The 13,794-nt window shown below is 48.3% G+C and carries 13 protein-coding genes; 10 read left to right on the top strand and 3 right to left on the bottom strand.

All coding sequences use genetic code 11. The annotated features are described in order from the left end of the window. Nucleotides 1–18 precede the first annotated feature (18 nt). Entirely contained in the window at nucleotides 19–1,032 is a 1,014-nt protein-coding gene (tsaD, locus tag ACXAH4_RS06735) for a tRNA (adenosine(37)-N6)-threonylcarbamoyltransferase complex transferase subunit TsaD (protein WP_474845008.1), read from the bottom strand. A gap of 252 nt (nucleotides 1,033–1,284) precedes the next feature. Here tsaD and rpsU point away from each other — a divergent pair, with 252 nt between their 5' ends. The 10 genes from rpsU (at nucleotide 1,285) to tyrS (ending at nucleotide 12,425) form a co-directional block, all read left to right on the top strand. Further along, nucleotides 1,285–1,500 carry a 30S ribosomal protein S21 gene (rpsU, locus tag ACXAH4_RS06730; protein ID WP_012517258.1) on the top strand — a complete coding sequence of 72 codons (216 nt, stop codon included), beginning with the start codon at nucleotides 1,285–1,287 and terminating at the stop codon, nucleotides 1,498–1,500. A gap of 124 nt (nucleotides 1,501–1,624) precedes the next feature. Continuing rightward, a complete protein-coding gene (locus ACXAH4_RS06725; RefSeq protein WP_119500099.1) occupies nucleotides 1,625–2,071 on the top strand; it encodes a GatB/YqeY domain-containing protein in 447 nt (148 codons plus the stop codon). Nucleotides 2,072–2,245: 174 nt separating this feature from the next. Then, a complete protein-coding gene (dnaG, locus tag ACXAH4_RS06720) occupies nucleotides 2,246–4,021 on the top strand; it encodes a DNA primase (RefSeq protein WP_474881221.1) in 1,776 nt (591 codons plus the stop codon). Between the two features lie 294 nt (nucleotides 4,022–4,315). Further along, complete coding sequence (rpoD, locus tag ACXAH4_RS06715; RefSeq protein WP_474845012.1) at nucleotides 4,316–6,157, top strand: RNA polymerase sigma factor RpoD; 1,842 nt, start codon at nucleotides 4,316–4,318, stop codon at nucleotides 6,155–6,157. Between the two features lie 171 nt (nucleotides 6,158–6,328). Beyond that, nucleotides 6,329–7,054 (top strand): SHOCT domain-containing protein, encoded by a 726-nt coding sequence (locus ACXAH4_RS06710; RefSeq protein ID WP_349584199.1) that lies wholly within the window; start codon nucleotides 6,329–6,331, stop codon nucleotides 7,052–7,054. 151 nt (nucleotides 7,055–7,205) lie between these two features. After that, entirely contained in the window at nucleotides 7,206–8,093 is an 888-nt protein-coding gene (locus ACXAH4_RS06705) for a LysR family transcriptional regulator (RefSeq protein ID WP_474865292.1), read from the top strand. Between the two features lie 114 nt (nucleotides 8,094–8,207). Then, nucleotides 8,208–9,203, top strand: a complete 996-nt coding sequence (gene dgcN, locus ACXAH4_RS06700) for an N-acetyltransferase DgcN (RefSeq protein ID WP_474881219.1) — start codon at nucleotides 8,208–8,210, stop codon at nucleotides 9,201–9,203. Continuing rightward, nucleotides 9,203–10,207 (top strand): N-acetyl-D-Glu racemase DgcA, encoded by a 1,005-nt coding sequence (gene dgcA, locus ACXAH4_RS06695; RefSeq protein ID WP_474881217.1) that lies wholly within the window; start codon nucleotides 9,203–9,205, stop codon nucleotides 10,205–10,207. The genes dgcN and dgcA overlap by 1 nt, the downstream gene beginning before the upstream one ends. Before the next feature lie 68 nt (nucleotides 10,208–10,275). After that, a complete protein-coding gene (locus ACXAH4_RS06690; protein ID WP_474845022.1) occupies nucleotides 10,276–11,055 on the top strand; it encodes a response regulator transcription factor in 780 nt (259 codons plus the stop codon). A gap of 80 nt (nucleotides 11,056–11,135) precedes the next feature. Next, the gene (gene tyrS, locus ACXAH4_RS06685) at nucleotides 11,136–12,425 is read left to right on the top strand and encodes a tyrosine--tRNA ligase (protein ID WP_474845024.1); all 1,290 of its coding nucleotides are present in this window, start codon (nucleotides 11,136–11,138) and stop codon (nucleotides 12,423–12,425) included. Between the two features lie 67 nt (nucleotides 12,426–12,492). Here tyrS and ACXAH4_RS06680 read toward each other — a convergent pair whose 3' ends face one another. Continuing rightward, complete coding sequence (locus tag ACXAH4_RS06680; protein ID WP_303573757.1) at nucleotides 12,493–12,786, bottom strand: putative quinol monooxygenase; 294 nt, start codon at nucleotides 12,784–12,786, stop codon at nucleotides 12,493–12,495. Between the two features lie 21 nt (nucleotides 12,787–12,807). Continuing rightward, nucleotides 12,808–13,620: a 2,5-didehydrogluconate reductase DkgB gene (gene dkgB / locus ACXAH4_RS06675; RefSeq protein ID WP_474881215.1), complete on the bottom strand. Its 813-nt coding sequence runs from the start codon at nucleotides 13,618–13,620 to the stop codon at nucleotides 12,808–12,810. Nucleotides 13,621–13,794 lie beyond the last annotated feature (174 nt).

Raw genomic sequence — 13,794 nt, 5'->3', positions numbered from 1 at the left:
GACCGCAAAGTTCGCAACTTACACCGCGGGCAAAGAATCCAGTGGCCAGCGGGGTTTGGCGGCGGCGGATAAATCACAGAATTGTCCGGCCTTTAAGCGCTGCATGCCGGCATAGGCAATCATGGCGCCGTTATCGGTGCAAAAAGCGAGTCCCGGATAAAACACCTCGCCACGGAGTTCTTTCATCAGCGATTCCATGGACTCACGCAAATACGTATTGGCACTGACACCACCGGCAATGACCAGCCGCTTCAGACCGGTTTGTTTAAGCGCACGCTTGCACTTAATGATAAGGGTATCAACAACAGCTTCCTGAAAGGCGAACGCAATATTCGCTTTGGTTTGTTCGGAGTCGTCGGCATCGCGGATGGTGTTAGCGGCAAAGGTTTTTAATCCGCTGAAGCTGAAATCCAGGCCGGGGCGGTCTGTCATCGGACGGGGAAATTTATAGTGTCCACCCTCACCTTTTTCTGCCAGCTTTGCCAGCAGCGGACCGCCCGGGTAATCCAGACCCAGTAACTTGGCGGTTTTATCAAAGGCTTCACCGGCAGCATCGTCAATGGACTCACCCAGCACTTCGTACTGGCCAATCCCCTGCACATTCACCAGCATCGAGTGACCACCTGATACCAACAGCGCCACAAAAGGAAACGCGGGAGCATTTTCTTCCAGCATAGGAGCCAGCAAATGCCCTTCCATGTGGTGTACACCCACGGCCGGTATATTCCAGGCGTAAGACAGTGCGCGACCTACGGATGAACCTACTAATAATGCCCCGACAAGACCCGGTCCCTGAGTAAATGCGATGCCGTCAAGGTCTTCACCTTCAGTAGCCGCGTCTTTCAATGCTTTGCGGATCAGTGGTATGATCTTACGCACATGATCGCGGGATGCCAGTTCGGGAACCACACCACCATAATCGGCGTGCAGTTTAACCTGACTGTATAATTCGTGGGACAACAATCCTTTTTCGTCATCGTAAACCGCGATGCCCGTTTCGTCGCAGGATGTTTCGATACCCAGAATACGCATTGATAAACCTCTTTATGGTGGTGCAGGGCGGGCAAGTTTACCGTTATTCGTTCACCCTGAAAACGGTAAATGCGAGGATCGCGAATCAGATTCAGCTAAAAATCTGCGATCGCTGGTTAATTTATTAACACTACCGGCTTTACTTTCCCTTCAGAAAAGAATAGAATTTCGCACCATTTTTAACCCGGGTGTCGATTTATCGCACACTTTCACGCCCGGCTACAGTCTTGAAAATTTTGAGGTGAGAATTTAATGCCTATCGTTAAAGTTAGAGAAAACGAGCCGTTTGATGTCGCTCTTCGTCGTTTTAAACGCTCTTGTGAAAAAGCAGGTGTTTTGTCAGAAGTTCGTCGTCGTGAGTTCTTCGAAAAGCCTACTTGGGAACGTAAGCGTAAAAAAGCGGCTGCTAAAAAGCGTCATCTGAAAAAGCTGGCTCGCGAAAACGCACGTCGCGTAAAACTCTACTAAGATAGTGTTGGCTTAACAAAGGTGCCTTAAGGCACCTTTGCTGTCTCAGGACCACTGAAAAAGTGATTCCCGTCCTGCCCGCCCTGTCCTTCTGATAAGCCCGACATCAGGAAAGAAAAATACTATGGCTTTAATTGACGATTTAAAAAACGCACAAAAAGATGCCATGCGCGCCAAAGAAAAATTGAAACTTGGCACAATTCGTATGGCACTGGCCGCCATCAAGCAAAAAGAAATTGATGAGCAAATCACTGTAGACGATACCGCCATTCTGGCTATCTTAACCAAGATGGTTAAGCAGCGTGCCGACGCGGCCGCCCAGTATGATCAGGCAAATCGTGATGATCTGGCCAGCACAGAACGTGCGGAAATCGTAATTTTAGAATCTTTCCTGCCACAACCGCTTACTGATGAAGAAGTGGCTGCTCTGATTGACGAAGCTATGGCTGCAACCGGTGCCACCGGCATGCAGGACATGGGTAAAGTCATGGGTGCATTGAAGCCAAAAGTTCAGGGCCGCACAGACATGGGCGCACTGAGTGGAAAAATCAAAGCGCGTCTGAACGCGTAACACCCTGAGTCAGTTCAGATAGCCGTTTAAAAAGATCAGGCGCAATACGAAAAGGTTGCGCCTTCTTCTCTCCCTGATAAAGTAACCCACGTTTGCTGACCCTTCTGACATCGCGCTCAGGCACTGATCAGCTGTTACTGTTTCTGTTATATACCCGTAGGTTACATATACTGCATGTCCGGAAGAATTCCCCGCGATTTTATTGATGATCTGTTAGCCCGTACCGATGTTGTCGACATTGTGGACAGCCGTGTGAAACTGAAAAAAGCGGGTAAGAATTATCAGGCCTGTTGTCCGTTTCATAATGAAAAAACCCCGTCTTTTACCGTCAGTCAGGACAAGCAGTTCTATCACTGTTTTGGCTGTGGCGCTCACGGCAATGCAATCTCCTTTATCATGGAATTTGACCGGCTGGAGTTTGTAGAGGCGATTGAAGAGCTGGCACGGCTACACGGGTTAGAGATCCCGCGGGAACAGAGCAGCCGGCCTGCAATGACAGAAGAGAAGCGTCAGCAGCAACAGGATGACTATGCACTGATGGAATCTGTCACCCGCTATTTTCAGCAGCAGTTAAGACAGCATGCCAACAGCCACAAAGCAATTGACTATCTGAAAGGCCGCGGTTTATCCGGTGATATTGTGAAGCACTGGGAAATCGGCTACGCCCCGTCAGAATGGGATGGCGTACTGAAAACCTTCGGCACAGATCCCCAACGGGTTCAGCAGTTGCTGGATCTGAAACTGGTAAACAAAAATGATCGCGGCAAGACTTATGATTTCTTCCGTGACCGGATCATGTTTCCTATCCGCGATCGCCGTGGCAGAGTGATCGGCTTTGGCGGCCGGGTGCTGGATGACGGCGGCCCGAAATACCTTAACTCTCCGGAAACACGGATTTTCCACAAAGGCTACGAACTGTTTGGCTTTTATCAGGCGAAACAAAGCCAGCGCCACCTTGATAAAGTGGTGATAGTGGAAGGCTACATGGATGTGGTTGCGCTGAGCCAGTTCGATATCCATATTGCCACTGCAGCACTGGGCACAGCAACGACGCCGGAGCACCTCAGTATGCTGATGCGCACCACTTCCCACATTGTGTGCTGTTACGACGGTGACCGTGCCGGGCGTGAAGCTGCCTGGCGGGCACTTGAAAATGCATTACCCGCATTAAAAGATGGTGTGAAACTGACATTCCTGTTTCTTCCTGATGGTGAAGATCCGGATACCATGGTTCGCCAGACGGGCAAAGATACCTTTATGGCATTACTCGATGACGCCATGCCCTTATCGCGGTTCTTTTTTGAATCACTGCTGAAACAACATGAAGTCGGCACGCCGGAAGGTAAAGTGGCGTTGAAAGCCGCTGCGCAGCCTTTGATAGACCAGGTACTGGGTGACAGTCAGAAAGCCATGTTGCAGGAAGAACTGGCGAAACATGTGGGTGAATATGACCGCTTTCGTTTGCAGCAGGATATGCAACAGGCAAAGCAAAAGTCGTCAAAACCAAAGGATTCCCACTACACCCAACAAAAGACCCAGATATCGCCGGTCCGTACAATGGTGCGTTTACTGCTGGATAACCCGGCACTGGCTGCCAGACACACCCACTGCTCGCCGCAGGTACTGGCACAAAGTGGTGTTGCCGGTATCCACGTGCTCATCGACATTCACGGGTACTGTTTAAATAATCCACAATCCACCACCGCCCAGGTCCTTGAAAACTTCCGTGACCATCCCCATTCTTCTGTCATCGCGAAGTTGCTGTTACAGGAACACCTGATTAAGGAAGATGACGCAGATACCGTGTATTGCGACAGTTTTGCAAAGCTGCTCGACTGGCATTTCGACAGCAGAATTGAGACGCTGATTTCACGGTCGCGTATGCAGTCGCTCTCTCAGGAAGAGAAAACAGAATTGACCTTATTGATGAAAGAACGTCAGAAGTCGTAGCTCACGAGGCCGCCGGATAAAGTTCTGGCGAAAAATCACGCTGAACGTCTGGTCAAAAATGGGGTCTTTCTGTTATACTGGCTAATTCGCTGCAAGCAGATTTTATAGAAAACATCGGGCTTACCTTGATGCAATCTTGAGACGTATAAGATGCATAATTCAGGCCGAAATTACAATAGCCGATGTTCTGACAGGTGCGGTAACAAACGATAGCAAGCATGGACAAGACGGGATTTTTCCGGCTCTTGAACGTGCTTTTTTGCTTATTAATTCAATGTGAGAAGTGTAGGTTATATGGCTCAAAGCAAGCAGTCTCAGATTAAACTCCTGATTGCAAAAGGTAAAGAACAAGGTTACTTAACTTTTGCAGAAGTAAACGACCACCTGCCACAAGATATCGTCGATTCAGATCAGATCGAAGACATCATTAGTATGATCAACGATATGGGTATTCAGGTTTCAGAGTCCGCACCGGATTCCGATGAATTACTCATGCAAGAAACCACCGCCGATGAAGATGCCGCTGAAGCTGCAGCTCAGGCGCTGGCAACCGTAGAAAGTGAAATTGGCCGTACAACCGACCCTGTCCGCATGTACATGCGTGAAATGGGTACCGTTGAACTGTTGACCCGTGAAGGCGAAATCGAAATCGCCAAGCGTATCGAAGACGGCATCAACCAGGTACAGTGTTCTGTTGCTGAATACCCTGAAGCCATCACTTACCTGCTGGAACAGTGGGATTTATTTGAAGCGGAAGAAATTCGTCTTGGCGATATTATTTCCGGTTTCGTCGATCCTAACGAAGAACAGGATCTCGCACCTACCGCTACCCACATCGGTTCTGAATTGTCAGCTGAAGAGTTAGATGACGAAGACGATGACGATGATGACGACGATGATGATGACAGCGACGAGGACGATAGCGGCGTTGATCCGGAAGTTGCCCGTGAAAAGTTCGGCAAGCTTCGTGAACAATACCTGAAAACCCGTGCTGTTATTGAAAAGCATGGCCGTTCAGACAAGAAGTCCCGCGAAGAAATTGGCGTACTCAGCGAAGTATTCAAAGAGTTCCGCTTAGTACCTAAGCAGTTCGACCGCATGGTTAAAAACATGCGCGACATGATGGACAAAGTACGTATCCAGGAACGCCTGGTCATGAAGTACTGCGTTGTAAACGCAAAGATGCCTAAGAAAGATTTCATAAAGGCATTTGCTGGCAACGAAACCACTACAGACTGGTTAGAAGCCACGTTATCTTCAGGTGCGCCTTACACCGGCATGCTGCAAAACTACAAAGAAGATATCGAACGTTCTGTCTCCAAGATGAACAGCGTAGAACAGGAAACTGGTCTGGTTATCGCTGACATTAAAGACATCAACCGTCGCATGTCTATCGGTGAAGCGAAAGCCCGCCGTGCGAAGAAAGAAATGGTTGAGGCGAACTTACGTCTGGTTATTTCAATCGCGAAGAAGTACACCAACCGGGGCCTTCAATTCCTGGATTTGATTCAGGAAGGTAACATCGGTCTGATGAAAGCGGTTGATAAGTTCGAATACCGTCGTGGTTATAAGTTCTCAACCTATGCAACATGGTGGATTCGTCAAGCGATCACCCGTTCAATCGCTGACCAGGCACGGACTATCCGTATTCCGGTTCACATGATTGAAACCATTAACAAACTGAACCGTATCTCCCGTCAGATGCTGCAGGAAATGGGTCGTGAGCCAACGCCGGAAGAATTGTCAGAACGTATGGCAATGCCGGAAGACAAAATCCGTAAAGTGCTTAAGATTGCGAAAGAGCCCATCTCCATGGAAACCCCCATCGGTGATGATGAAGATTCGCATCTGGGTGACTTTATCGAGGACAGCACCATTATTCAGCCCCTCGATTCAGCTACCGGCGGCAGCCTGAAAGACGCGACCCAGGAAGTTCTGGCCGGTCTGACAGCCCGTGAAGCAAAAGTACTACGTATGCGTTTCGGTATCGACATGAACACTGACCACACGCTGGAAGAAGTAGGTAAGCAGTTCGATGTTACCCGTGAGCGTATCCGTCAGATTGAAGCGAAAGCGTTACGTAAACTTCGCCACCCAAGCCGTTCAGAGCAGCTGCGCAGCTTCCTGGACGAGTAAGACTTGCAGATAAGTTATCGTTAAAAACAGCCACCTTCGGGTGGCTGCTTTGTTTCCGGCTTACTATACCCGGGTATGAAAGAACGTTAGCAAGTTCCCGCCCGCTTCCTTGTCAGTTTTGTATACTTGTTCCATATTTAATCAATTGCATTACTGAATAAGGAAGTGTCCGTGAACAAATTTTTATCGGCCTGTCTGGTCCTTGCAGGTTTATCTCTGGGTGGTTGCGCCACGTGGAATCCGCCCTCGCCTATGCTGGAAACAGAGGTATTTAAGAAGCTCGTCAGTATAAAGCCTGTGGAGCCGCAGGAAAAAATTTACCGGCAGTACGTGAGTGACGGTATTTATCTTCAATTCGAGCGCATGGACGAAAATAATATTATTTACGGCTGGTATACCTGTACCAACTGTAACTGGACCCGTTCTAAATTTCTCGCGCTGTATGACGGCAGCTACCTGTATATGACATACGGGCATCATGAGGAGTTTTTCCTCGAATCTCCCAAAGATGTCCGCCATCATCCGGAAAATTCACACTGGTCATGGAGTGTGATTGAGAAGTATCAGCTTGAAGGCCGGAACCTGATAAAACTGGGTCAAATTCGTAAATGTGCGTCTGACAGCCCTCAGATCAAAGAATGGTCTAACGTGCCATGGGCCTACGATGGTGAAACAGATTGTCAGTTTGAAGCGAACGGCAGATACAGCAAAATTTTTGTCGCAACTATCGATGAAACCTTAACGGGTAAACGCAGTTCTATCGTCGGTGAGGCAGCAGACACGATTTCAACCGAAGTTCGTGCCAAACTCGCTACACTTAAAGAGCTTTTCGAAGAAGGGCTTATCAGTGACGCGGATTACGAAGAGAAACGTAAGGCACTGTTAGACCAGCTTTGAGTCATCCCTTATACCAACCTGCCGCACAATAGCACTTCCTTGCTGTTGCGCGGCCCTCCCCTCCTGAGTTTTTTGTCTTCGTGACCTTGTCATCCCGCTGCGAATTTAATTAAATGGTTTGTCAGGCCTTTGCTGAACCAGGGAAAGTGATATGCGTTTGCGCCATATTGAAGTATTTCATGCCATTTATACCACCGGCTCCATTACCGGCGCTGCTAACTTACTGTATGTGTCTCAGCCATCGGTGTCTAAAGTACTGGCCCATGCAGAGCAACAGCTTGGCTTCGACCTTTTTCACCGCAACAAAGGCAAGTTAACGCCCACAGCGGAAGCAGAAATGATGTTTCCGGAAATCAGCAAAATTTATAAGCAACTGAATACGGTTAAGCAGCTTGCCAATAATATTCAACGGGGACGCAGTGGCATCATCAATATTGCTGTTACTCCTGCGCTGGGTTTCGACGTGCTTCCCCAAACCATGGCAATGTTCCGCCGGCAACATCCGGATGTTGCCCTGAATATTAAAACCGTTCACAACCAGGAAGCGCTGCAAACCCTGCTGGCGCACAAATGTGATGCCGCCGTACTGTTTTCATCTCCCGAATTGCCCGGTGTGGCAGAACGTCAGCTATGTGAACAGGAAATGGTAGTGATGTATCCCAGACAAGCTTTCAACGAAGCGCCGGAAACACTGACCATCAGTGATTTACAAAACCTGGACATTATCGGGATCTGGGAAAGCGGACCGTTAGGAGAAATGGCCTGGCGTCACATAGAACAGTCCGGCCTGGATATTAAAACGCAAATCCAGGTGGATACCTATTACATCGCCGCGCGGCTGGTTGATGCAGGTCTGGGATGCTGTATTGTTGACAGACTGACCGCTGAGGGTAATCAGACAGAAAAAACCGGTATTGCCCGGTTCGCCCCTTCATTAACGTTCACCGTAAAAGCGCTTTCTCTGGACAGCCGTCCGGTATCCAAACTGTGTGAAAGTTTCCTCGGTACACTGTCCGACACTATCGTGCGGATAACCTGACGTTATACCCTTGCCAAAAGTTACTACTTATCACCGGCTCTCCGGCCTTTTACACTGCCTGAAATAACACACTGACCTTACAGTGATTTCTTCTCAGAATTTTCAGGATGCACTATGATACTTACTCCTCCTTATTTGCTTTTCATTGGCAACGCCACCGATCCGCTCAGTATAAAAATGGCAAAGAGCGTGGCAGACTGGAATCCTGAAGCCTGCATCGGTGAATACCGCTTGCCGGGTTGCGAGGTCACCACCGGCTGCCCGTCAATGACTATTGATGAGGCGGTCGATGCCGGCGCCAACACTTTTGTGCTGGGCTTTGCAAACAGCGGCGGTTTTATTGATGAAGCGTGGGTTCCTACAATCGTAGAAGCCATTGAAGCCGGCATGCATGTTGTCAGCGGCCTGCACGATAAACTTACCAGTATCCCCGCCGTGGTGGAAGCCGCGCAGCGTTGTGACCGCCAGCTCATTGATATCCGTCATCCCACAGCCCGCTTCAAGACAGGCAAAGGTATCAAACGTACAGGTAAGCGTCTGCTTACAGTTGGTACCGACTGCTCTGTGGGCAAAATGTACACTTCACTGTGTCTGACCAGAGCGCTGGAAGAAGCCGGTCAGAAAGCGACTTTCCGTGCTACCGGGCAAAGCGGCATTCTGGTTGCCGGTGAAGGCGTCGCTATCGACTGTGTGGTAGCAGATTTCATATCCGGTGCTGTGGAAACACTCAGCCCTGACAACGACGAAGACCATTGGGATATTATCGAGGGACAAGGCTCCCTGTCCCATCCGGCCTTTGCCGGTGTCAGTTTAGGGTTGCTGCACGGCTCCCAACCTGATGCACTGGTGATCTGCCATGCGCTGAACCGTTCACACATGCGGGGGTTACCTCACTATCCCCAACCAACGCTGGAAGCTGTCATTGAAATGACTGTAAATGCTGCCAGATTAACGAATCCTGACGTGAAAGTTGTTGGCGTTGCGGTAAACACATCCAGCGTCAGTGAAACTGAAGCAAAGGCGTACTGTGAAGAAACGGCTTCAAAACTCGGCTTACCGTGTACCGACCCGGTACGTTTTGGTGTCAGTGATATTATCGGGAACCTCTGATGGCATTAACTATTACAATTCAACACGAACGTTTTCCGCTGGCGCAGGTGTTTCGCATTTCCCGGGGAGCCAAAACAGCAGCCGATGTGATACATGTATCAGTGAGTGACGGCAAGCATACCGGATATGGCGAATCCGTACCCTATGGCAGGTATGGCGAGTCCATCGAATCGGTTACATCCCAGTTAGAACAGGTCAGGGCCAGCATTGACAGCCTTGAAGATCATGCAGCACTACCGGAATTGCTGCCAGCCGGCTCTGCCCGCAATGCGCTGGATTGTGCCCTGTGGGACTTAACCGCAAAAGTAACCGGCAAACCGGTGTCGGAACTACTTGATTTACCCGTTACGCCACATTGCTTTACCGCACAAACTATCAGTGTGGATACTGTCGAAAATATGCAGGCGTCTGCGCGTAAACTCAAAGGCGCGCCAATAATCAAAGTGAAGCTGGACCCCGATGCCGTTGTTGACAAGATCCGCGCTATTCACGAAGTCACGCCGGAAAGCCGGCTGATTGTAGATGCTAACGAAGGCTGGACCATCGAAGACTTGAAAGCCGTGGCTGAGCCGCTGAAAGCCTGCAATGTTGTACTCATTGAGCAACCCATACCGGCAGAGAACGATGACGTGCTTGAGTATTATGAATGCCCAATTCCACTTTGCGCCGACGAGTCCTGCCATACGTCAGCCGGGCTGGACGTATTGCGCAAACGCTATCAGAGCATCAACATCAAGTTAGATAAAACCGGCGGTCTCACCGAAGCTGCCGCTCTGTACAAAGCCGCAAGAGCAATGGATTTCTCTGTCATGGTAGGTTGTATGGTAGGCACGTCGCTGGCAATGGCGCCGGCTTATTTGCTGTGTGACGGCGCTGACTTTGTCGATCTCGACGGCCCTATCCTCATTGCACAGGACAGAGAAAACGGCTTCTGTTTCGACAACGGCAAAATGTGGCAACCCGATACGTTTTTGTGGGGCGGAGTGAATAGCCAGGAAGCCTAGCAAACGTTGCGAAAAATCTCCTGTAGTCATACACTTCCGGCATGCGGGATTTATCATTTAACACACTAATGGCAGAGACAATCTCTGCCATTCATTCAGTCAACTTCGCTGCAACGTTAACAACGTTGCTTGACGCAATGCTGGAATTCGACTGTGTTGTGATTCTGGGCTGCCGGACCGACAAACACCCGGTTTATCTTCACGACTCCCTTAAAGATAACCGCGACCTTCTGTTCGAACTTTATCTCAAATCCTCTTTCAATGAAGACCCGTTTTTCAGGTACTTCAGCAAGCGGAAAAAAAGTGGCGTTTATATGCTTAGCGATTTGAATATAGATCGCACGGACTACAACTCTTATTGCAGACATTTTTATCATCAGACTGGCTGGAAGGATGAGCTTGGCATGATGATTAATGTTTCTGACAGTAAGTCAGTTCTGTTTTGTTTTGGCTCAATCAGGAAGGCTACCCGTTTTACCCGTCAGAACACTGAGTTACTTACACGACACTTCACCGTTATCGAGGCTATTTGTCAGAAGCACTGGGGACAAACAGAGTTCATTTTTTCAGAAAGCGTCTATAACCCGACTCAACAAACGGACAATATGCGTCAGTTAATCTCATCCGCGCTGGCAACTTTCGGACAGTCAATACTCACTCCCAGGGAACAGGAAATCTCCATGTTGATTGCAAAAGGTTGTGATTCTAAGGAAATCGCTGTTGCTACCGGTATTTCTGAGGGAACAGTAAAAAATCACCGGAAACGAATCTATAAGCAGTTAAACGTCAAATCTCTGAGTGAGTTTTTCCAGCTGTTTCTTAATCACCTCATTACGCACGCTAAATAACGTTCTGTCCCTTTAGGGATATTCTGTAGATAAGTCCATTCCAGTACGCTCGCCTTATTAAATTGAAAGGCAGGTTATCAATGATGAATATCTTCAATGATCTAAATGACAGAGGATTGATATCCCAGACAAGCGATGTTGCAGAACTGCAAAACCTATTCGAGTCGCCGCAGACGATTTACTGTGGTTTTGACCCTACTGCAGGCAGTTTACACATAGGTCATCTGGTACCGCTTATTATGCTCAAACGTTTGCAGAAAGCTGGTCATAAAGTGATAGCGCTGATCGGCGGAGCCACAGGAATGATAGGCGACCCGAGCTTTAAAGACAGTGAGCGTACTTTAAATTCTGCAGAGCAAGTCGGTGAATGGGTTGAAAGGCTTGGTATTCAGATTAAAGAACTGGTGGGGGAGCCTATCCTGATTGAAAACAATGCTGACTGGTTTAGATCAATCAATATCATTGACTTCTTTCGGGACACTGGCAAGCACTTTTCGGTTAACGCTATGCTGAAACGTGACTCAGTAAAAAAGCGTTTACAACGTGCTGAACAAGGAATATCGTTCACAGAGTTCAGCTATGCGTTGTTACAAGCGCATGACTTTGCAGAACTAAACCGTCGCCACCAGTGCAAGCTGCAGATTGGTGGAAACGATCAGTGGGGAAATATTTTAGACGGTATTGATCTGACCCGCAGGCTCAATCAATGCAGAGTTTCCGGAATGACACTGCCTCTGATCACAAAAGCTGACGGCACGAAGTTCGGTAAAACGGAATCTGGCACGATTTGGCTTGACCCGGACAAAACCTCTGCTTACCGCTTCTTCCAGTTTTGGCTCTCAGTAGATGACAAAGACGTTTATAACCTGCTTCGCTATTACACATTTCTGAGCACAGAGGATATTGCAGCCATTGAGCTCGCAGACAAAACTCGAGGCAATAAACCTGAAGCACAGCAAATTCTGGCGAAAGAAGTGACAGCATTAGTACACGGCCAGGCGTCTCTTGAAAGCGCTATAAGAATTACTTCAGCTTTGTTTTCCGGAGAGGTAAATAAGCTGTCACTATCAGAAATCAGACAGCTGGAAATGGACGGCCTGCCACTCGTGAAAACTCTGCAGCAAGAGCTTGTACTATTACTCACCCTGACCGGACTTGCGTCTTCCCGGCGTGAGGCCAGGGAACTTATTGCCTGCAATGCCGTTAGTGTGAACGGGAAAAAAGCGTCATCTGATACCAGCTCTGTTGGTCAGCCACTCTTCAACACATACTGGATTTTACAAAAAGGTAAAAAGCAATTTTGTTTAATCAAAAGAGAGAGCGAGGACAGCACAGAAAGAATGATGCGTGTCGCCAGCCCCGCACAATAAACAGAGCGTCACTACTGACGAAACTCCGGATATAAAGGCCTGTCTAGCAAGCCAGGCCTTCAAAGTTTTATGAATGCAGCGTATATACGTGCATAGTGACGTCTTTAATAAGGCCTTCCGACACTTCCTGAAACGCAGTGAAATGAGGCAATGTCATATGGTCATCAAGTGCCGCCTGAGATGTCCACTGCTCCATCACCAGCACTTCCACTTCTTCGTCAACTTCACGTAACCCAAGATCATACTGAATACAGCCTTCTTCCTTTCGTGAGTGTTCCTGCAACGTTTCAAACAACGCGGTCACTTTCGCTGCATCACTCAGCGATGTCCTTGCGGTGGCAATTACACATACAGTCATCATCAGTTCCTTTTTTGTCAGGGATTAATCCCACTCAGGTGAAAAGTCCGGCGTCGCTTCACGTTCGTTGCGGTTTAATTTGTCGATGGCATCCATGTCTTCGATAGCAAGAGTCAGCGATGCCCCTTTAAGGTTTGTCGCCAGATTTTCCCGCTTAGTCGATGACGGGATGGTCGCCAGACCGTGCCCCAGTTCCCATGCAATCACTACTTCGGCGGGTGACACTTCATACTTCTCAGCAATTTGTATCACCGTTTCGTCTTTCAACACTTTGCCCACAGCAAACGGCATATATCCTGTGATATGAATATCATTTACCGTACAGTATGCACGCAGCTTGTCGTTAGTTAAATGCGGGTGTACCTCTACCTGATTGGTAAAAATTTCCCCTTTTCCTAAAATCTGCTGCGCTTCTTCCAGGTGGGCAATCGTAAAGTTAGATACCCCGATATGTCTGGTCAGGCCCTGTGCTTTCGCTTTCGTCAGTTCACCCAGATACTCCTCCATGGACTCGCCGTTCTCAGGGGAAGGCCAGTGGATCAGCAGCAGATCAACATAACTAAGCTGTAATTTCTCCAGACTTTTCTTCACACTGGGCAGAAAGTCCTTGCTGTTCAGCTTGTTATTCCACACTTTGGTAGTGACAAATAATTCGTCTCTGTTAATACCGCTGTCTTTCAACGCACGGCCTACCGCTTCTTCATTTTCATAAATTTGCGCGGTGTCGATATGACGATAACCGACCTCCAGTGCATCTTTCACACTGTTGTATGCCACGTCGTCTTTTAACCGGAAAGTACCCGCGCCTAACTGAGGCATGGATGAATGGGATTCCATAAATTGCTCCTTCATGTTCTATGAAATGAGTATTGGGATGAAAATACTCAATCTTTACGATTTACGACTGAATTCAGATTAAGCAGGTTCAGTCGCAGAAAAATGAAGCGCAGTTTGAAGGATAGTTTAATTAACAAAAACAGTAATAGTGACAAAATACCTTTGTCTGAAATG

This window comes from Alteromonas sp. ABV2_168 (genome assembly GCF_056161165.1).
Note: the sequence above shows the minus strand (reverse complement) of the source record. Positions and strands in the feature narration are given on the sequence as shown.